The sequence below is a fragment of the Candidatus Zixiibacteriota bacterium genome (assembly GCA_035574315.1).
Taxonomy (GTDB): domain Bacteria; phylum Desulfobacterota; class Binatia; order UBA9968; family UBA9968; genus DATLYW01.
The window spans coordinates 1-17,816 of sequence record DATLYW010000049.1 but is presented as its reverse complement, the minus strand read 5'-3'; the positions used below and the strand labels follow the sequence as shown (position 1 = coordinate 17,816).

General features: G+C 63.8%; 19 protein-coding genes. All 19 read left to right on the top strand.

Going from position 1 to position 17,816, the window contains the following annotated elements; translation table 11 throughout:
• Nucleotides 1-139: 139 nt before the first annotated feature.
• On the top strand, nucleotides 140-1,216 hold the full coding sequence (pheA, locus tag VNN77_18470) for a prephenate dehydratase (protein HXG53387.1): 1,077 nt from the start codon (nucleotides 140-142) through the stop codon (nucleotides 1,214-1,216).
• On the top strand, nucleotides 1,213-2,310 hold the full coding sequence (gene hisC / locus VNN77_18465) for a histidinol-phosphate transaminase (protein ID HXG53386.1): 1,098 nt from the start codon (nucleotides 1,213-1,215) through the stop codon (nucleotides 2,308-2,310). The genes pheA and hisC overlap by 4 nt, the downstream gene beginning before the upstream one ends.
• Nucleotides 2,311-2,384: 74 nt before the next feature.
• Nucleotides 2,385-3,248, top strand: coding sequence for a prephenate dehydrogenase/arogenate dehydrogenase family protein (locus tag VNN77_18460; GenBank protein HXG53385.1), 864 nt, complete (start codon nucleotides 2,385-2,387; stop codon nucleotides 3,246-3,248).
• Entirely contained in the window at nucleotides 3,245-4,534 is a 1,290-nt protein-coding gene (gene aroA, locus VNN77_18455; GenBank protein ID HXG53384.1) for a 3-phosphoshikimate 1-carboxyvinyltransferase, read from the top strand. Before VNN77_18460 ends, aroA begins: the two co-directional genes overlap by 4 nt.
• A 1-nt stretch (nucleotide 4,535) precedes the next feature.
• On the top strand, nucleotides 4,536-5,234 hold the full coding sequence (cmk, locus tag VNN77_18450) for a (d)CMP kinase (GenBank protein HXG53383.1): 699 nt from the start codon (nucleotides 4,536-4,538) through the stop codon (nucleotides 5,232-5,234).
• A gap of 21 nt (nucleotides 5,235-5,255) precedes the next feature.
• Nucleotides 5,256-6,998: a 30S ribosomal protein S1 gene (locus VNN77_18445; protein HXG53382.1), complete on the top strand. Its 1,743-nt coding sequence runs from the start codon at nucleotides 5,256-5,258 to the stop codon at nucleotides 6,996-6,998.
• Nucleotides 6,999-7,026: 28 nt separating this feature from the next.
• The gene (gene sppA / locus VNN77_18440) at nucleotides 7,027-7,926 is read left to right on the top strand and encodes a signal peptide peptidase SppA (GenBank protein ID HXG53381.1); all 900 of its coding nucleotides are present in this window, start codon (nucleotides 7,027-7,029) and stop codon (nucleotides 7,924-7,926) included.
• A 59-nt stretch (nucleotides 7,927-7,985) separates the two neighbouring features.
• The gene (locus tag VNN77_18435) at nucleotides 7,986-8,291 is read left to right on the top strand and encodes an integration host factor subunit beta (protein ID HXG53380.1); all 306 of its coding nucleotides are present in this window, start codon (nucleotides 7,986-7,988) and stop codon (nucleotides 8,289-8,291) included.
• The gene (locus tag VNN77_18430) at nucleotides 8,288-8,779 is read left to right on the top strand and encodes an HIT domain-containing protein (GenBank protein ID HXG53379.1); all 492 of its coding nucleotides are present in this window, start codon (nucleotides 8,288-8,290) and stop codon (nucleotides 8,777-8,779) included. The genes VNN77_18435 and VNN77_18430 overlap by 4 nt, the downstream gene beginning before the upstream one ends.
• Before the next feature lie 61 nt (nucleotides 8,780-8,840).
• The gene (locus tag VNN77_18425; GenBank protein HXG53378.1) at nucleotides 8,841-10,238 is read left to right on the top strand and encodes a magnesium chelatase; all 1,398 of its coding nucleotides are present in this window, start codon (nucleotides 8,841-8,843) and stop codon (nucleotides 10,236-10,238) included.
• A 21-nt stretch (nucleotides 10,239-10,259) separates the two neighbouring features.
• Entirely contained in the window at nucleotides 10,260-11,852 is a 1,593-nt protein-coding gene (locus VNN77_18420; protein ID HXG53377.1) for a VWA domain-containing protein, read from the top strand.
• 279 nt (nucleotides 11,853-12,131) lie between these two features.
• Nucleotides 12,132-12,740: a transcriptional repressor LexA gene (gene lexA / locus VNN77_18415; protein HXG53376.1), complete on the top strand. Its 609-nt coding sequence runs from the start codon at nucleotides 12,132-12,134 to the stop codon at nucleotides 12,738-12,740.
• A 79-nt stretch (nucleotides 12,741-12,819) separates the two neighbouring features.
• Nucleotides 12,820-13,221 carry a four helix bundle protein gene (locus tag VNN77_18410; GenBank protein ID HXG53375.1) on the top strand — a complete coding sequence of 134 codons (402 nt, stop codon included), beginning with the start codon at nucleotides 12,820-12,822 and terminating at the stop codon, nucleotides 13,219-13,221.
• 53 nt (nucleotides 13,222-13,274) lie between these two features.
• Complete coding sequence (locus VNN77_18405) at nucleotides 13,275-13,874, top strand: recombinase A (protein ID HXG53374.1); 600 nt, start codon at nucleotides 13,275-13,277, stop codon at nucleotides 13,872-13,874.
• Nucleotides 13,852-15,432 (top strand): DNA polymerase Y family protein, encoded by a 1,581-nt coding sequence (locus VNN77_18400; protein ID HXG53373.1) that lies wholly within the window; start codon nucleotides 13,852-13,854, stop codon nucleotides 15,430-15,432. Before VNN77_18405 ends, VNN77_18400 begins: the two co-directional genes overlap by 23 nt.
• On the top strand, nucleotides 15,375-16,553 hold the full coding sequence (locus VNN77_18395; GenBank protein ID HXG53372.1) for an integron integrase: 1,179 nt from the start codon (nucleotides 15,375-15,377) through the stop codon (nucleotides 16,551-16,553). Before VNN77_18400 ends, VNN77_18395 begins: the two co-directional genes overlap by 58 nt.
• A 194-nt stretch (nucleotides 16,554-16,747) precedes the next feature.
• Nucleotides 16,748-17,035, top strand: coding sequence for a hypothetical protein (locus VNN77_18390; GenBank protein HXG53371.1), 288 nt, complete (start codon nucleotides 16,748-16,750; stop codon nucleotides 17,033-17,035).
• A complete protein-coding gene (locus VNN77_18385; protein HXG53370.1) occupies nucleotides 17,028-17,441 on the top strand; it encodes a hypothetical protein in 414 nt (137 codons plus the stop codon). Before VNN77_18390 ends, VNN77_18385 begins: the two co-directional genes overlap by 8 nt.
• Nucleotides 17,442-17,590: 149 nt before the next feature.
• Nucleotides 17,591-17,816 (top strand): DUF5946 family protein (locus tag VNN77_18380; GenBank protein HXG53369.1); only part of this gene is annotated, 226 nt, incomplete at its 3' end.

Genomic DNA, 17,816 nt, shown 5'->3' with positions numbered 1-17,816 from the left:
TGGACAAGCGGAAACCCGGAACCATGAGATAGAAACCAGAAACTGTCATTATTTGCAATTCTTCAGCAGTTAAGATAGGTTACGATCATGGCGTTTGAGCGTACCCGCCGTCGAAGTGGGCGCCCTGGCGAGGTTGTCATTGAGTCGGAATGAGTCGGTCGATGCTCTGCGAAAAAAGATCGATCAGATTGATGAAAAGCTCGTTTCGCTTTTGAACGTCCGGGCGTCTCTCGCACGGAAAATCGGCCGCACTAAAAGCCTCAATCACCAAGAGATTTACGCTCCGGCGCGCGAGAAGGAGATCTTCCGCAGGCTCGGGCTGCTGAACCGGGGACCGCTTCCCGACGAGGCCCTGCGCTCCATTTACAGGGAAGTGATCTCGGCTTCACGGGCCCTCGAGGCGCCGCTGCGGGTGGCGTATCTCGGGCCGGAGGCGACCTACAGCCACGCGGCCGCGAGGGAGCGTTTCGGCACCTCGGCGGCGCTGGTGGCGGCGCCGAGCATCGACGCGGTCTTCCAGGAGGTCGTGCAGGAGCGGGCGTCGTTCGGGGTCGTCCCGATCGAGAACTCGACCGAAGGCGTGGTGGGGCAGACGCTCGATCAGCTCGTCGAGGCGGACGTGAACATCTGCGCGGAGCTCTTCGTCGTCATCCATCATTGCCTGCTGTCGCGCACGGGCAGGGCGGATCGCATCCGGCGCATAGCGTCCCACCCGCAGGCCCTCGCGCAGTGCCGCGGCTGGCTGGCGCGCCGCTTTCCGCGGGCGAAGCTGGAAGAGGTCGCGAGCACGGCGCAGGCGGCTCTGATGGCGAAGGAGGACGGCTCGCTGGGCGCGGTCTGCAGCGCCCTGGCGCGGGACGTTTACGGCCTCGAGATCGTGGCGGCCAACATCGAGGACCGAAGCAACAACATCACGCGCTTCGTGGTGATCGGGAAGATCGAGCCGCGGCCGACGGGAGACGACAAGACCTCGCTGGTGTTCTCGGTCAAGGACGAGCCGGGAATTCTGCACCGGATGCTCGAGCCGCTGGCGCGGAACCGGATCAACCTGACCAAGATCGAGTCGCGTCCGATGAAGGACAAGCCCTGGGAGTACCGGTTTTTCATCGATTTCAAAGGACACAAGGACGAGCCGCGCGTGAAGCGGGCGCTCAGGATTCTCGACCGCGGCTGCACCACGCTCAAGATCCTCGGCTCGTATCCGGCCGGCACATGAAGCTCGACGAACGGGTTCCCGAATACATCCGCACGCTGGTCCCCTACGCCCCCGGAAAGCCGATCGAGGAGGTCGAGCGGGAGCTGGGAATCACCGGCTCGGTCAAGCTCGCGTCGAACGAAAACCCGCTCGGGCCGTCGCCGAAGGCCCTGGAGGTCCTGCGGCAGCGGCTCGGCGAGCTCAACCTCTATCCCGACGGCGACTGCTTCTACCTGAAGCAGGGGCTCGCGAAAAAGCTCGGGGTGGAGCCCGAAGAGCTGATCTTCGGCAACGGCTCGAACGAGCTGATCGAGCTGGCGACGCGGACCTTCATGCGGCCGGGAGACGAGGCGGTGATGGCGCGCCAGGCGTTCGTGGTCTACAAGCTCATCGTGCAGGCGGTCGGCGGCGTCTCGCGCGAGGTGCCGCTCAGGGATTTCACCCACGACCTCGAGGCGATCGCCGAAGCCGTGACGCCGCGGACGCGGATCGTCTTTCTGGCGAACCCGAACAATCCGACGGGAACGATCTTCCGGCGCCCCGAGTGGGAGCGTTTTCTCGAGCGGGTCTCGCCCGAAGTGCTGGTGATCGTCGACGAGGCCTATTTCGAGTACGTGACCGACCCCGATTACCCCGACTCGCTCGATTACCGGGCGAGCGGCAGGACGCTGTTCACGCTGAGAACCTTCTCCAAGCTGTACGGCCTCGCCGGGCTCCGGCTCGGCTACGGGGTCGGGCCGCGGGAGGTCGTGGGGCTCATGCACCGCGTGCGCCAGCCCTTCAACGTCAACGCGGCCGCGCAGTGGGCCGGCCTCGCCGCGCTCGAAGACCGGGAGCACGTCCAGCGCAGCCTCGAGGTCAACCGCACCGGGATGGAGTTCCTCCGCGCGGAGATCGAGGCGCTCGGCCTGGAGCAGGTCCCGAGCCAGGCGAACTTCGTCCTGATCCGCGTCGGCGACGGCGCGCGCGTGTACCGGGGGCTGCTCGCCCAGGGAGTCATCGTGAGGCCGATGGACGTCTACGGGTTGCCGCAGTACGTCCGCGTCACCGTCGGGACGATGGACGAGAACCGGCGCTTCATTGCGGCGTTGAAGAACGTTATCCGGGCGGCCTGAGGGGCGGCGGGTTCGAGGTCAAAAATTCGCGGGCCGCGGGCTTCGCAGGGGGCGCGGCGGGAAGGAAAAGTTTCGTGGCAGTGTTGTTTCGGCGGGTGGTCCTGGTGGGCGTGGGTTTGATCGGCGGCTCGTTCGCTCTGGCGGCACGCCGAAAAGGACTGGTCGGCGGGGTCGTGGGCATCGGGCGGGGAGAGAAGAACCTGCGCTACGCTCAGCGGCGCGGCATCATCGACCGCTACGTGGTGCGCCCGTCGGACATTCCGGCCGACACGGACCTGCTGATGATGGGAACGCCGGTGCGCGCGACGGTGCCGCTGGCGAAGGAGTTTCTCCCGTGGCTCAAGCCCGGCTGCGTCGTCACGGACGTGGGCAGCGTGAAGGAAGAGATCGTTCTCGGCATGGAAAGGCTCCTGCCGCGGGAGCTGCCGTTCGTCGGCGCCCATCCGATCGCAGGCGGCGAGCAGTGGGGGGCGCGCGCCGCGACGGCGGACCTCTTCGAGGGACGCCGCTGCATTCTCACGCCGACGCGCCGGACCGACGCGGCGGCGCTGCGCAAGGTGGCCGCGCTCTGGCGCGGCGTGGGCGCGCGGGTGGAGACGATGGACCCGGCGGTCCACGACCGCGTGTTCGGGGTGGTAAGCCACCTGCCGCACGTGCTCGTCTACGCGCTGGTGGGCGCGCTGGGGCGCACGCGGATCCGCGGCGTCGACCTGAAGAGCTATTGCGCGGGAGGCTTCAAGGACTTCACGCGCATCGCTTCGAGCCGCCCGGAGCTGTGGCGGGACATCTGTCTGATGAATCGTCGTGCGGTGGGAAAGGCGCTCTCGGATTACATCGGCCGCCTGCAGGAGATCAACCGTTGGATCCGCGACGGGCGGGGAGACGCCCTGGAAAGGGAGTTCGCCCGGGCGAACGAGATCAGGGCTCAGATACCGTGACGAGACGGGTCGGCGAAGCCAGAGAGCCGCTTCGGGGCGAGCTGACGGTGCCCGGCGACAAGTCGATCGGTCACCGGGCGGTGATCTTCGGCGCTATCGCCGAGGGGCCGACGCGCGTGCATAATCTCTCCGGCGGAGAGGACAACCGGCGGACGGTGGAAGCGTTCCGGAGCCTGGGGGTCCCGATCCGGAGCGAGGGGGGCGCGCTCTGGATCGAGGGGCGCGGGTTCGAGGGGCTGAAAGCGCCGGCCGCGACCATCGACTGCGGCAACTCGGGGACGACGATGAGGCTTCTCTCCGGAGTACTGGCGGGCCGCTCGTTCGAAAGCCGCCTCGACGGCGACGATTCGCTGCGGCGGCGGCCGATGCGCCGGATCATCGAGCCGCTTGCGCTGATGGGCGCGCGGATCGAAAGCCGGGACGGCTCCGGGCTTGCGCCGCTCAGGATCCACGGGGGTGCGCTGAAGGCGATCGATTACCGGATGCCGATGGCGAGCGCGCAGGTGAAATCGTCGATTTTGCTGGCGGGGCTGCAGGCCGAGGGGGTCACGACCGTCACGGAGCCGCAGCTCTCCCGCGACCACACCGAGCTCATGATCCGGGGCTTCGGCGGAGAGGTGAGCGCCGAGGGAACCAGGGTTTCGGTGCGGGGCGGGCAAAGGCTTCGCGGGCGGGAGGTGCGTGTTCCCGGGGACATCTCCTCGGCGGCGTTTTTCCTGGTTGCGGCCTCGATCGTGCCGGGCTCCGAGATCGTGATCCGCGAAGTGGGGATAAACCCCACGCGGGCCGGGGTGATCGAGATCCTCGAGCGGATGGGGGCGTCGATCGAGCGCCTCGAGCCGCGCGTGGAAACCGGCGAGGCGGTGGCCGATTTGCGGGTCCGATACCGTCCCCTTGAAGGCGTCGATATCGGCCCGGAGTTCTCCGCCCGCACGATCGACGAATACCCGGTCCTGGCGGTGGCGGCGGCGGCGGCCCGGGGCACGACGGCCATGCGCGGAGTGAAGGAGCTTCGTTACAAGGAATCGGACCGGATCGCGGCGATGACCGAAGGGCTTCGCCGGCTGGGGGTCGAGGTGGAGGAGCGGGACGACGGTATGGTAATTCAAGGCCGAGGGCGGCTCAGGGGAGCGGCCGTGCGGAGCTTCGGGGATCACCGGGTCGCGATGGCGCTGGCGGTCGCCGGGCTCGTGTGCGACGGCGGAGCGGAGATCGACGACGCGGGCTGCGTGGCGATCTCGTTTCCGGGCTTCTTCGAGTTGCTCGACGGCTTGCGGTCGCAGTAGCATGGCGCCGGGAGATCCGCAGCCGAGGCGGTTCATCATCGCCATCGACGGTCCCTCGGGCGCGGGCAAGAGCACCCTGGCGAAGCGGGTGGCCAAAGAGCTAGGATTTACTTATCTGGACACCGGCGCTATGTACCGGGCGATCGCCTTGAAAGTGCTGAAGGAAGGAATAGATTTGAGGAGCTTGGAGCGGTTGCAGGATCTGGTGAATCGGACCAGTATCGATCTCGTGGACTGCGACGGGAGCCCGCGGGTCTATCTGGACGGGGTCGATGTCACCGACGCCATCAGAGATCCCGAGGTGAGCCAGATGGCCTCGAAAGCGTCGGCGCTGAAGGTCGTGCGGGACAAGATGCTGGAGCTGCAACGGGCGATCGGCGCTCGCGGCGGTTTGGTGGCGGAAGGGAGAGACATCGGCACCGTGGTCTTTCCCGAGGCGGAGGTGAAGATCTACCTGGATGCTTCGGTCGGCGAGCGGGCGCGGCGGCGCTTTTTGGAGCTGCGCGCCGCGGGTCGCGACGTCGATTTCGAGAGCACCGTGCGGGAGATCGAGGAGCGGGACCGGCGCGACAGCGAGCGCGATCTCGCGCCGCTGCGCCGGGCGCAAGACGCGGTGGCGATCGATTCCTCGACGCTGAGCGCCGCCGAGGTGGCCGAGCGCGTCATGCGGATCGTTCGAGCGAAGTTGTCCGAAAATTAATAAGGATCGGAGTCGTGGTCCATGAGTGAAAACGAACTGGAGAAGAAGAGCGCCGCGGCCGGCGGCGCGAATGATTTTCAAGCCCTCTTCGAGGAGAGCCTGCGCGCGGTCAAGCCCGGGGGCGTCGTCAAGGGCACGGTGGTGGGGATCACCGCCACGCACGTCCTGATCGACGTCGGCTACAAGTCCGAGGGGCAGATCCCGATTCACGAGTTCCAGGACCGCCAGGGAAACCTTCAGGTAAAGGTCGGGGATCAGGTCGACGTCTTCTTCGATTCCTCGGAGGCCGAAGGGGGCGGGATCGTCCTGTCGCGCCTGCGCGCGCAGAACATGAAAGTGTGGGAGGAGATCGAGAAGGCCTACCACGAGGGCGGGGGCATCGAAGGAGTGATCGTCGGCAAGGTCAAGGGCGGCTTCAAGGTCGACGTCGGGGTGCCGGGCTTTCTACCCGGCTCCCATGTGGACATTCGGCCGGCGCGAAACCTCGACAAGTTCATCGGCCTGCGGGACCGGTTCGCGGTGCTGAAATTCAACCGCCCGCGCGGCAACGTCGTCCTTTCCCGCCGGGTTCTCCTGGAAAAGGAGCGGGAAGCGCTCAAGCAGGAGATCCTCAAAGTTCTCGAAGAGGGCGTGATCCTGGAGGGGACGGTCAAGAACATCACCAGCTACGGCGCCTTCGTCGACCTGGGCGGCATCGACGGTATCCTGCACATCAGCGACATGTCCTGGGGGCGCATCAGCCATCCCTCCGAGGTGCTCCAGGTCGGCCAGACCGTCAGGGTCGTGGTGCTGAAGTTCGACCGCGAAAAGGAGCGCATCTCGCTCGGCATCAAGCAGCTCACTCCCGATCCCTGGCACACCGTCGCGGAACGCTACCCTGTGGGCTCGCGCGTCAGGGGGAAGGTGATCAGCCTGATGGACTACGGCGCCTTCGTCGAGCTGGAAAGCGGGATCGAGGGGCTGATCCACGTCTCCGAGATGTCCTGGACGCGCAAGGTCTCCCACCCTTCGAAAATCCTCCAGCCGGGCCAGCAGGTCGAAGTGGTGATCCTCAACGTCGATCCGGCGCACCGCCGCATCTCGCTCGGCCTCAAGCAGGTGATGCCCAATCCGTGGGAAGAGGCGCGCCAGAAGTATCCCGTCGGCTCGATCGTCAAGGGCCCCGTCCGCAACATCACCGACTTCGGCATCTTCGTCGGCGTCGAGGAGGGCATCGACGGACTGGTCCACGTTTCCGACCTTCACTGGACCAAGAAGATCAAGCACCCCTCGGAGCTTTACAAGAAGGGCGACATCGTGGAGGCCAAGGTCCTGGGGATCAACGTCGAGAACGAGAGGATGTCGCTCGGTATCAAGCAGCTCACCACGGACCCGTGGAAGCTGATCGCGGAGAAGTATCCCGTCGGCACCAAGGTCAAGGGCCGCGTCACCAGCGTTCCGGATTTCGGCGTTTTCGTGGAGCTGGAAGAGGGGGTCGAGGGGATGATCCACGTCTCGCAGCTCAGCACCGAGCGCGTCGAGAAGCCTTCGGCGCTTTTCAAGGTGGGCGACGAGGTGGCGGCCGAGGTCATCCACGTCGACCCCAACGAAAGAAAAATCGGCCTCAGCATCCGTGCCCTGCGCAAGACCGAGGAGCGCCAGGAGATGGAGAGCTACCTCAAGCGGGAAAAGCAAGGGAGCATGTTCTCGTTCGAGTCGCTCCTGAACGAGGAGCTGCGCCTCGACCGCGACGAGGAAAACCAGTCGGGGCGCAAGCCCAAGTAGGCGCGCGCTCCGACCGGCGGGCGGTACCATGGGCGGAAGACATCCGATTCTGAAGGGTTTGGGCGCGCTTTTCGTCCTCGTTCTGGTCTTCTTCTCGGCGTCCTTCTTCTACGCCTACCTGACCGGCGGGGATCCCAAGGCGCTCTCGCTTTTTTCCGGCGACGGCGTCGCGATCGTCGAGATCGCGGGAGCGATCGAGGACTCGCGCGAGGTGGTCGCGGAGCTCAAGCGCTTCCGCGACGCGCCGTGGATCAAGGCGATCGTGGTCCGCATCGACTCTCCGGGCGGAGCGGTCGGGCCGACGCAGGAAATCTTCGACGAGCTGCAAAAGGCCAGGAAGAAGAAGCCGGTCGTCGCTTCGATGGGAGGCATGGCGACCTCGGGCGGTTACTACATCGCGAGCGCCTGCGATCAGATCGTCGCCAACGCGGGCACGCTCACCGGCTCGATCGGCGTGATCATGCAGCTGAGCAACGTCGAGGAGCTGATGAAGAAGATCGGGATCAAGGGCTACAGCATCAAGAGCGGGCCGAACAAGGACATCGGCTCGCCCTTCCAGCCGCTTTCCCCGGAGGGTCGGACGATCCTCCAGGGGCTGATCGACAACGTGCACGGCCAGTTCGTCGCCGCCGTCGCCAAGGGCCGGGGGATGGAGGAGGGGGAGGTGCGCAAGCTCGCCGACGGCCGGGTCTACTCGGGGGCGCAGGCGAAGCAGCTCGGGCTCGTCGATCACCTGGGCAATCTCGAGTACGCGATCGACCTCGCCGCGCGGCGCGGCGGCCTCGAGGAGGAGCCGGCGATCTACTATTCGCAACCCGAACAGGAGCGGTGGTGGGAGCGGCTGTTCATGTTGCTGACGGGCAGGCGTCTGGGCCGCGGCGAGCTGGGCTGGTTGCGCTACGAGTGGTCGCCGGCGCTGCTGCAGTAGCCCGTTGGGAAGGAGCCGTTTTTAGGGTAAAAATGTTTTTCGTGTCGTGAGGGGGGTCTATGACGAAAAGGGATCTGATCGACGAGGTCAACAAGCGGTTTCCTCATCTTTCGCGCAGAGACTCGGAAGTGATCTTGAACGCGATCTTCGACTCCATGACCGAGGCGCTCGCCCAGGGCGAACGGATCGAGATCCGCGGTTTCGGCAGTTTCGTCGTGAAGCATCGTCGCGCGCGCCAGGGGCGCAACCCCAAGAGCGGCGCGCTGGTTTCCGTGGCGGCCAAACGCGTTCCGTTCTTCAAGGTGGGCAAGGAGCTGCGCTTTCGGGTGGACGGCAAGATGCCCCAGACGGGAGCCTCCGAGTGAAGCAGCTCTGGGCGCCCTGGAGGATGGTCTACATCGATCGGGGCGCGGACGAATCGGGCTGCATCTTCTGCGACAATTTCCGCCAGAGCGACTGGCGCGAGGCCCTGGTTCTGGCGCAGACGCCGCACACGGGGGTGATGCTCAACAAGTACCCGTATAACAACGGCCATCTTCTGGTGGCCCCGAAGCGGCACGAGAAGGACCTTTCGAGCCTTTCCAACGAGGAATACGTCGACCTGAACGAGACGCTCCGGCGCTCGGTCGACATCATCCGGCGGGCGCTGAAGCCGGGCGGTATCAACATCGGCATGAACCTCGGCAAGTGCGCCGGGGCCGGGGTGGAGGACCACCTCCACTGGCACATCGTGCCGCGGTGGGAGGGCGACACCAATTTCATGCCGGTCCTCAGCGACACCCGCGTGATGCCACAGCACCTGGCCGACAGCTATGACCGACTGCGCTCTTTCTTTGAAAATCTGCTACCCTAGAAGAGACGGGAACGACCCGGACATCTGACGGCGCGAACACCGACCAAGGAGGCGGATCGACGTGAACGAGGCAAAGACCCTGGGAGAGCTCAAGAAGGCCGGCATCGCCGTGCTGCCGGTTCGCGAAGAGATGCGCAAGAATCTGGTGCAGGCGCTGCAGAGCGGCAAGCGGATCCTGCCCGGCATCGTCGGGTACGACGAAACGGTCATCCCGGAGATCGAAAACGCCATCCTGTCGGGCCACCACATGGTGTTCCTGGGAGAACGGGGTCAGGGCAAGTCCCGCATCATCCGCGGGCTGGTGAGCCTGCTCGACGAACGGATTCCGATCGTCCAGGGTTGCGAGATCAACGACAACCCCTACCGCCCGATCTGCCGCGTCTGCCGCCGCAAGGCCCAGGAAATGGGCGACGACCTGCCGATCGACTGGATCGACCGCGACGCGCGCTACGCGGAAAAGCTGGCGACGCCGGACGTCTCGATCGCCGACCTGGTGGGCGAGATCGATCCGATCAAGGTCGCCGAAGGCCGCTACCTGGCCGACGAGGAGACGATCCACTACGGGTTGGTGCCGCGCACCAACCGCGGGATCTTCGCGATCAACGAGCTGCCCGACCTCACCGAGAAAGTGCAGGTGGGCCTCTTCAACCTCATGGAGGAGAAGGACGTCCAGATCAAGGGGTACAAGATCCGCCTTCCCCTGGACGTGGTCATCGTGGCGAGCGCCAACCCGGAGGACTACACCAGCCGCGGGCGCATCATCACGCCGCTGAAGGACCGCTTCGACGTCCAGATCCGGACGCACTATCCGAAGAGCATCGAGGACGAGCTGCGTATCATGGAGCAGGAGGCGGTCCCGATCGACCGGCGCAGCCGCAAGGTCGAGGTGCCGGAGTTCATGAAGCAGATCCTCGGGCAGCTCACGTTCGAAGCCCGCAAATCGACCGAGATCAACCAGTCCTCGGGCGTGAGCGTGCGCGTGACCATCAACAATTACGAGACGCTGGTGAGCAACGCCGAGAAGCGGGCGCTGCGGTGCAACGAGGGGGAGATCGTCCCGCGCATCAGCGACCTCCACTCGGTGCTCGCCTCGACCAGCGGCAAGATCGAGCTGGAGTACGTGGGCGAGGACAAGAAGGAGGACGAGCTGATCGAGAAGCTCCTCAACCGGGCGATCCTCAAGGTCTTCGACCAGCATTTCACTCTCAATTCGCTGCAAAAAGTGGTAGACTACTTCAATTCGGGCTGGGGGGTGGAGGTTTCGGACCAGATGCCGTCGCAGGACTATCTGGAAGGGATCAAGGAGATCCCGGGCCTCAAGGAGGCGATCCGCACGCTCGGGATCCAGGAGTCGCCGGCGCTCATGGCGTCGGCCACGGAGTTCGTCCTGGAGGGGCTCCATCTCCACCAGAAGCTGAACAAGGAAATCGAGGGCGGCCGCGCGACCTACGGGAAATAGCGCCGCCGAAACGGGTAAGCCGTGGTGCACTTTCGGTACAGCCGCTGGAACGGTTCCGGACGCGAGGGACTCGACGCCGAAACCGTCTTCGACCAGCTCAACGACTACATGAACGACAGCGGCGACCTGCAGCAGGCGATGCGGCGGCTGATGCAGAAGGGGCTGAAGCGCGGCGAGAAGCAGACCAAGGGACTCGACGACCTGCTCTCCCAGATCGCCCGGGAGATGCGCAAGCTCTACGACCAGTACCGGCTGCAGTCCGCGATGGACGAGCTGGAGGAGCGGCTGGAGTCGGTGGTGGAGGAGGAGCGGCGCGCCCTGGACGAGATGGATCAGGCGGGGCGGGAGACCCGCGCCAAGCGGGAGTTTCTCGAGGACCTGCCGCGCAAGGTGAGCGAAGCGGTCGAGAAGCTCGCCGCCTACGAGTTCGAGAGCTCCCGCGCCGAGGAAGAGTTCCGGAAACTGCTCCAGGACCTCGACAAGATCCGCAAGCTGGAGAACTGGCTCCGGCGCGAGGGTAGCCTGTTCCGCGGCCAGACGCCGGCGGACTTCCAGAAGTCGATGGAGATCATGGAGCGCATGGAGGAGCTGCGCCGGCTCGAAGGGCAGCTCTCCAGCATGCAGCTCAAGGACGTCGACAGGGAGCTCCTCGAAAAGCTCCTCGGCGGCGATCCGAAGCAGGACTTCGAGGGGATCATGCGGATGCAGTCCCTGCTCGAGGAGGGCGGCTACGTGGTGGAGCAGGGCGAGCGCTTCGAGCTCACGCCGCGTGCGGTGCGGCGCGTGGGCCAGCTCGCGCTGCGCGACATCTACCGCCAGCTCCGGCGCGACGGCATCGGGCGCCATTCGCTCAACCGCCGCGGCAGCCACGAGCAGATCACGGAAGAGACCCGCCCCTACGTGCAGGGAGACCCGCTCAGGATCGCCATGATCCAGACGCTCAAGAACGCGCTGATACGCGGCGGCGGCGTGCCGGTGCGGATCGACCCCGGCGACTTCTCGGTTTACGAGTCCGAGCACACCACCCGCGCGGCGACGGTGCTGCTCCTCGACATGAGCTGGTCGATGAGCTGGGAGGGACGGTTCGCGGCGGCCAAGAAGGTGGCGCTGGCGATGGAGGCGCTGGTGCGCACGCTCTACCCGCGCGACTACTTCGGCATCGTCGGCTTCTTCACGCGCGCGGTGGAGCTCAAGGCGAAGGATTTGCCGCAGGCCACCTGGAACATGGGCGACCCGTTCACGAACCTGCAGGACGGGCTGCACCTGGCGGCGGAGCTGCTCGAGCGGCGGCCGAGCCCGAACCAGCAGATGATCGTCATCACCGACGGCCAGCCGACGGCGTACTGTCGGCAGGGGCGGCTGTACTGCGAGTGGCCGCTGAGCTTCGGCGGGATCAGCCAGCGGGCGGCCGAAGAAACGCTCAAGGAAGCCGAACGGATCACCCGCAAGGGCATCACCATCAACACCTTCATGCTCGACGACAGCCCGGTTCTTCGCGGCTTCGTCGACGACCTCACCCGCATCAACAAGGGCCGTGCCTTCTACACCCGGCCCGACCGCCTGGGCGAGTACCTCCTGGTCGACTACATGTCGCACCAAAGGAAAAGGGTCTGAACGCGCGAATAGTCGCTGCGCTCCCGTTCAAACCGTTCAAGCCGTTCAACCGCTGCGCTCCGTTCAAGCGGTGCGGTTCAAAGGTTCAAAGGGTTCAAAAGTTCAAGGTAGAAAATCACAAACCTGGCCTTCCTGTTTTTGCTCTTCCCGGTCAGGGGTCTTCGGTCGCTCTGGTGAGCGTCCGGGGACCGCTTTTTTAATCGGTTTGAACCGCTTGAACGGCTTGAACCATTTTTTACGCTCTTGACACCTGAAATTATTTTCAGTATAGCGGGTCTCATGCTTCCCGCGCTCACCCTCCGGCAAAGGGAGATCTACGAGTTTCTCCTGCGGTCGATCCGGGAAAAAGGCTATGCCCCGTCGATCGCCGAGATCGGCGGCCGGTTCCGGATCGCCTCGACCAACGGCGTCTTCGACCACCTCAAGGCCCTGGAGAAGAAGGGCTACATCCGACGGGTCGGCAAGCGCGCCATCGAGGTTATGGACGCCTCGGGGCGGCCCGCGGCCGTCTCGCTCCGCGAGATCCCGATCGTCGGCAAGATCGCTGCCGGAAAGCCCCTGCTCAGCGAGGAAAACGTCGAGGGGATCCTGAGGATCCCCGACGACATGGGCTCGGGGAAGCTCTTCGCCCTGACGGTCAAGGGAGACAGCATGATCGGCGCCGGGATTCTCGAAGGCGACCGCGTGATCGTCAAGCAGCAGTCGGCGGCGGAGAGCGGCGACATCGTCTGCGCGTTGATCGAAGGAGAGGCGACCCTGAAGCGGTTCTACAAGGAGGAGGGAAAGGTCATCCTCCGGGCGGAGAACGACAGGTACGAGCCGATCACCGTCTCCCGCGGCGAGTTCCGCATCCTGGGAAAGGTGGTGGGACTGGTGAGGAAATTTTAAGAGTTCAAGGGTTCAATGGTTCAAAAGTTCAAGGTTTAGAAAATTTCGACAAATAAAATTCTCAACGCAAGGGACGCCCATGCGCGTAGAACACTTCGAGGATCTGGAGATCTGGAGAGAGGCGCGCCGTCTGGTTCAGGAAATTTATCGTCTGACGGCGCCTCCGAAGTTTCGGCGAGATTTCAGTCTCCGCAGCCAGATTCGGAGTGCGGTGGTTTCAATCATGTCGAACATCGCCGAAGGTTTCGAACGAGGCGGCAATCAGGAGTTCATGCAGTTTCTTTACGTCGCCAAAGGGTCCTGCGGAGAAGTACGTTCCCAGCTCTGCGTCGCTCTCGACCAGGGCTATATTTCGGAAAGCGACGCGGAGAAGTTGCTCAGTTCATTCAAACGGCTGTCGGGCATGATCGGCAATCTGATCCAATATCTGAAGCGCAGCGGAATGAGAGGTTCGAAATACAAAGATGGGGTGGATCTGTAGCTTTCTCGTTTTTTACCTTGAACCATTGAACTTTTGAACCTTGAACGTTTCGTATGCTTCTTGCTCCGGCCCGAAAATTTGATTCACAGGCCGTCGAAATTTCACCATGGTCTCATTCTGCCTTATCCGGTCGCTTCGTCGAGATCTCGGGCGCCGGGGCGTCGGCCGCGCTGACGGCCGCCTTCGGCCTGGTCCTCCAGGCGCAGCAGCGCGGCGAGGCGGTGGGCTGGGTCACGCTCGAGGAAAGCTCGTTCTATCCGCCCGACGCGGCGGAGCGGGGGGTCGATCTCGGTGCGCTCGCCGTCGTGCGCGTGGGCCGGCCCGAGCAGATCGCTCGCGCCGGGGAGAAGCTGTTGCGCTCCGGCGGCTTCGGCCTCGTCGTGCTCGACCTCGGCGAGGCCGACGTTCCCATGCCGCTTCAGAGCCGGCTGTGCGGCTTGGCCCACCACCACCATACCGCCCTGGTCTGCCTGACGGCCAAGGAGCGGCGGCGTTTTTCCCTGAGCTCGCTGGTTTCGCTGCGCGTCCAGGCGGAGCGCAACCGGGCGGAGGCCCGCCGCTTCACGTGCGCGTTGCGCGTGCTCAAGGACAAGCGGCGCGGGCCGACGTGGAGTCACACGGAGGTTTGCCATGGGCCGGCTGGCCTGCGCTAATCTCGCGGCGTTCCCGCTGCAGATCCTGCTGAGGCGCCACCCGGAGTGGGCTTCCCATCCCGCCGCCGTGGTCGCCGAGAACAGGCCGCAGGCGCCGGTCCTCTGCGTCAACGAAAGAGCCCGCCGGGCGGGCGTGCTTCCCGGGCTCAGCTTTTCCGCCGCGCTCGCTCTGGCGGCCGGGTTGCGCGCCGGCGCGGTCTCATCGCGCGAGGTCGAGGCGGCGGTCGAGACGCTGTGCGGTCGATTGATGCGGTTTTCTCCACGCGTCGAGCCCTCGGCGGAAGAGGCCGGGGTTTTCTGGCTCGACGGCGACGGGCTCGGCCGCCTCTACGCCTCGCCGAAGCAGTGGGCAGCCGCGATTCGTTCGGACGTCGCGGCGCAGAAGTTCAGCGCCGCCGTGGCGGTAGGCTTCAGCCGCTTCGGCACCTATGCCGCGGCCAGGACGAGACAGGGGATCACGGTCTTTCGCGATCCGGCAGAGGAAAAACGGGCCGCGGAGAGTGTGCCGCTCGCGCGCCTGGAGATCGAGCCCGAGTTTCGCGACGCGCTCTTCAAGCTCGGCGTCACCACCGTCGGGGAGCTGCTCGAGCTGCCGGCAGTCGGCCTCTACGAGCGCTTCGGAGCGGCGGCCTACCGCCTCCACCGGATGGCCTCGGGCGATCTCTGGGCGCCGCTCGACCCGGCCAGACCCGAGGAGCCCGCCGGAGAGCGGCACATCCTGGACGGCCCGGAAAGCGACTCCGCGCGCCTGCTCTTCCTGGTCAAGCAGCTCCTCCGCCCCGTGCTCGCGGCTGTGGCGGCGCGCGGCCGGGCGCTGCTGGCCTTGAGGCTCTCGCTTTTGATCGATCGGGGCGGAAGGATCGAGGAGCGGTTGCGCCCCGCGGCGCCGACGCTGGACGAGGCGCAGATCCTCGATCTGGTGCGCCTTCGGCTGGAGTCGTTGCAGCTCGCGGGGGGCGTTACGGAGGTCGCGCTCAGCGCCGAGGAATGCCCGGCGACGCGCGAGCAGCTCCGGCTGTTCGCCGAAAGGCCGGCGCGCGACCTCGAGGCCGCCAACCGGGCGCTGGCGCGCCTGCGCGCGGAGTTCGGGGAAGGGGCCGTCGTGCGCGCCAGGCTCGCAGACGGACATCTTCCCGAAGCCCGCTTCGCCTGGGAATCACTCGACCGCATCTCCCTCCCCAGAGTAAACGTTTCGAGCGCTTCCCCCGATAACGGCTCTAACGATTTGGATGACTCGAACGAAGACGGTTTGAACGGAGCGCAGCGATCGAACGGCTTGAACTGCTCGAACGAGAACTTTTTGATCCGCCGCATTTTCTCCAAACCGATCCCCCTGGACTGCGCCCCCCGCAGCACCCACGAGGACGGCTGGCTCGTCCTCGGGCCGAGGCACGGCAGCGTCGACAGACTCGTCGGGCCGTACATCTTTTCCGGCGGCTGGTGGAACCGCGAGATCCGGCGCGACTACTACTTCGCCGAAACCCGCCGCGGCGATCTTTTGTGGCTTTATTACGACCGGGTAAGAAGAAGGTGGTTTTTGCAGGGGACGATCGAATAACTGAAGCTCCAACTGTTCCGGAAGTTCCAATGGTTCCAACTCTTAAAGAGGGGAGCAAGGCTATGGGAACCGTTCATGTGTCAAAATCGATGAACCGCACACTCGCCGTGATCGAGGGCGGGATACAGAAGCAAACCCGCGTCCAGCCGCCTCCAACATCTCCGAAACCGAGGCTGCTCGACCAGGTCCGCCAGGCGATTCGTACCCGGCATTACAGTTACATGACGGAAAAGGCGTACGTTCACTGGATCAAGCGTTTTATTTTTTTTAATAATAAGCGTCATCCAGCGGAAATGGGCGAGGCGGAAATCGGTCGGTTTCTTTCCGCTCTTGCAACCGATCTCCACGTCAGCGCCTCGACCCAGAACCAAGCCTTCAACGCACTTTTATTTCTTTATAAAGACGTGCTGGGCAAAAAGATCGGCTACATCGAGGGCGTCGTCCGGGCGAAAAGACCAAAACGGCTCCCGGTGGTGCTCACGAAAGACAAAGTCAAGAACGTGATCGATCGGATGAACGGCGTTCCACGTTTGATGGCGATTCTTCTGTACGGTGGTGGTTTGCGACTGATGGAATGCTGTCGACTGCGGGTCAAAGATATCGACTTCTCTCGCAACGAGATCGTCGTTCGATCAGGAAAAGGAAACAAAGATCGCTATACCATGCTGCCCAGCGCGGTCCGAGATTCGTTGGCTCAGCATCTTCGAGAAGCCCGCGCGCAGCATGAAGCGGATCTAGAACGGGGGCTGGGCCGGGTTTCCTTACCGAATGCTCTCGACCGAAAATATCCAAATGCGGGTAGAGAATGGGGCTGGCAATGGGTATTTCCGGCGACCAGTCATTACACCGATTCTGTGACTGGGGAAAAACGCCGGCATCATTTGCATGAGTCGGTTTTGCAACGCGCGTTCAAAGAAGCGCGGCTAAAAGCGGGTGTTTTCAAGCCAGCGGGCTGTCACACCTTACGCCATTCCTTTGCCACGCATTTATTGGAAAACGGGTACGATATCAGAACGGTCCAAGAATTATTGGGACACAACGATGTGAGCACGACAATGATTTACACGCACGTCTTGAACCGGGGTGGCAAGGGCGTTCGGAGTCCAGCCGATGGGTTGTGATCCGGCCGGTCCATGCAGGTATATTTGTGCTATACAGACCAGCGATATTGGATATACCTCGAAAAGGGTTCGTTGACAAAATGTTGATTGAAGGAGTAAATTTCATCGCAGTGATTCCCGGTAACCCAATATCGCTGGTCAGTATACTCATTGGTTAGGCGTCAAGAACCCGAGGTTACGATCCGAGGTTAGCCATGGCAGAAATTAGCGAGAGCCAAAAGAAAAAGATCATCGAGGCTCTCGAAAAGCGAAAAGCACGTTTGCCTTGTCCGCGCTGTGGCAATCAAAGCTTCTCTCTGCTGGGCGGCTACTTCAACCAGCCGATCCAGACTGAACTCGGGGGTCTGGTCATTGGCGGCCCAAGTGTGCCCTCCGTGGTTGTGGTTTGTAACCAGTGCGGATTTATGTCGCAGCATGCACTTGGTGCGCTCGGACTGCTACCGGAGTCCGAGCCCTCGAAGGCAGGGGGTGCCAATGGCTGAGAACCCCGCCGCTGCGCCCGTATCTATCGACACCAAGTCGATCGCTGACCAAATCGCACGTGACACGAAGGTTCATATGAATCTGGGGCAAGACGCGATCGTGATCACCGAAGACAGGGTACGCCTGGTCCTGATGACCCATCTGCGCAAGCTGGAACAGAAGCGCGGTTGGATTGCCCCCTTGGGACTTCTTGTCGCAATTGTCACAGCATTTGCTACAGCAACTTTTCGCGACGCATTTGGGCTAAAGGCAACAACGTGGGAGGCAATCTTCGTGTTATCTGGTGTTGCATCCCTCGTGTGGACGATCATTGCCATGGTAATTGCGGTCCGCGCGCCGTCCGTTGACGATGTTGTTTCAGAAATGAAACGCGAGGCGAAGGCCATTGCGGAGAAGGACGCCTAACCCCACGCCCCACGCGGACGCGCGCGCCAGCGCCGTGCCATGCATGTATTCGTGGGCGCGCGCCGGTGGGCGTGGACGTTGGGCGGATGGCGGCGGGAGCATTAGTATCACGAGCGTCCCAAGGGTGCTTGACATTCTGGTGAGTCCAAGTGGAAAAGGTAGACGAAGCAACCCCAAAGCGTGATGAGATTTCCGAGCAGCAATCCTATGAGCAACTGCAATGCTACACACTCGGTCACGGAGGTCTCGAGTTTATTCATCAACATGTCGTCGATGCGTGGGCTGCACAGCACGCGGATGAGCAAACCAAGCCGATCAGGCTGACGTTTGCGCTCGTTGGACTATACCTGCACGTTGAAAGAGGGTTTTCGGGAC

Excerpts from the sequence above, each read along its gene's own strand:
- VNN77_18405 (HXG53374.1), top strand. The coding sequence starts at position 13,275 with ATGCTTCTTGCTCCGGCCCGAAAATTTGATTCACAGGCCGTCGAAATT.
- VNN77_18445 (HXG53382.1), top strand. The coding sequence starts at position 5,256 with ATGAGTGAAAACGAACTGGAGAAGAAGAGCGCCGCGGCCGGCGGCGCG.
- lexA (HXG53376.1), top strand. The coding sequence starts at position 12,132 with ATGCTTCCCGCGCTCACCCTCCGGCAAAGGGAGATCTACGAGTTTCTC.
- sppA (HXG53381.1), top strand. The coding sequence starts at position 7,027 with ATGGGCGGAAGACATCCGATTCTGAAGGGTTTGGGCGCGCTTTTCGTC.
- VNN77_18385 (HXG53370.1), top strand. The coding sequence starts at position 17,028 with ATGGCTGAGAACCCCGCCGCTGCGCCCGTATCTATCGACACCAAGTCG.
- VNN77_18435 (HXG53380.1), top strand. The coding sequence starts at position 7,986 with ATGACGAAAAGGGATCTGATCGACGAGGTCAACAAGCGGTTTCCTCAT.
- hisC (HXG53386.1), top strand. The coding sequence starts at position 1,213 with ATGAAGCTCGACGAACGGGTTCCCGAATACATCCGCACGCTGGTCCCC.
- VNN77_18390 (HXG53371.1), top strand. The coding sequence starts at position 16,748 with ATGGCAGAAATTAGCGAGAGCCAAAAGAAAAAGATCATCGAGGCTCTC.
- VNN77_18400 (HXG53373.1), top strand. The coding sequence starts at position 13,852 with ATGGGCCGGCTGGCCTGCGCTAATCTCGCGGCGTTCCCGCTGCAGATC.
- cmk (HXG53383.1), top strand. The coding sequence starts at position 4,536 with ATGGCGCCGGGAGATCCGCAGCCGAGGCGGTTCATCATCGCCATCGAC.
- VNN77_18410 (HXG53375.1), top strand. The coding sequence starts at position 12,820 with ATGCGCGTAGAACACTTCGAGGATCTGGAGATCTGGAGAGAGGCGCGC.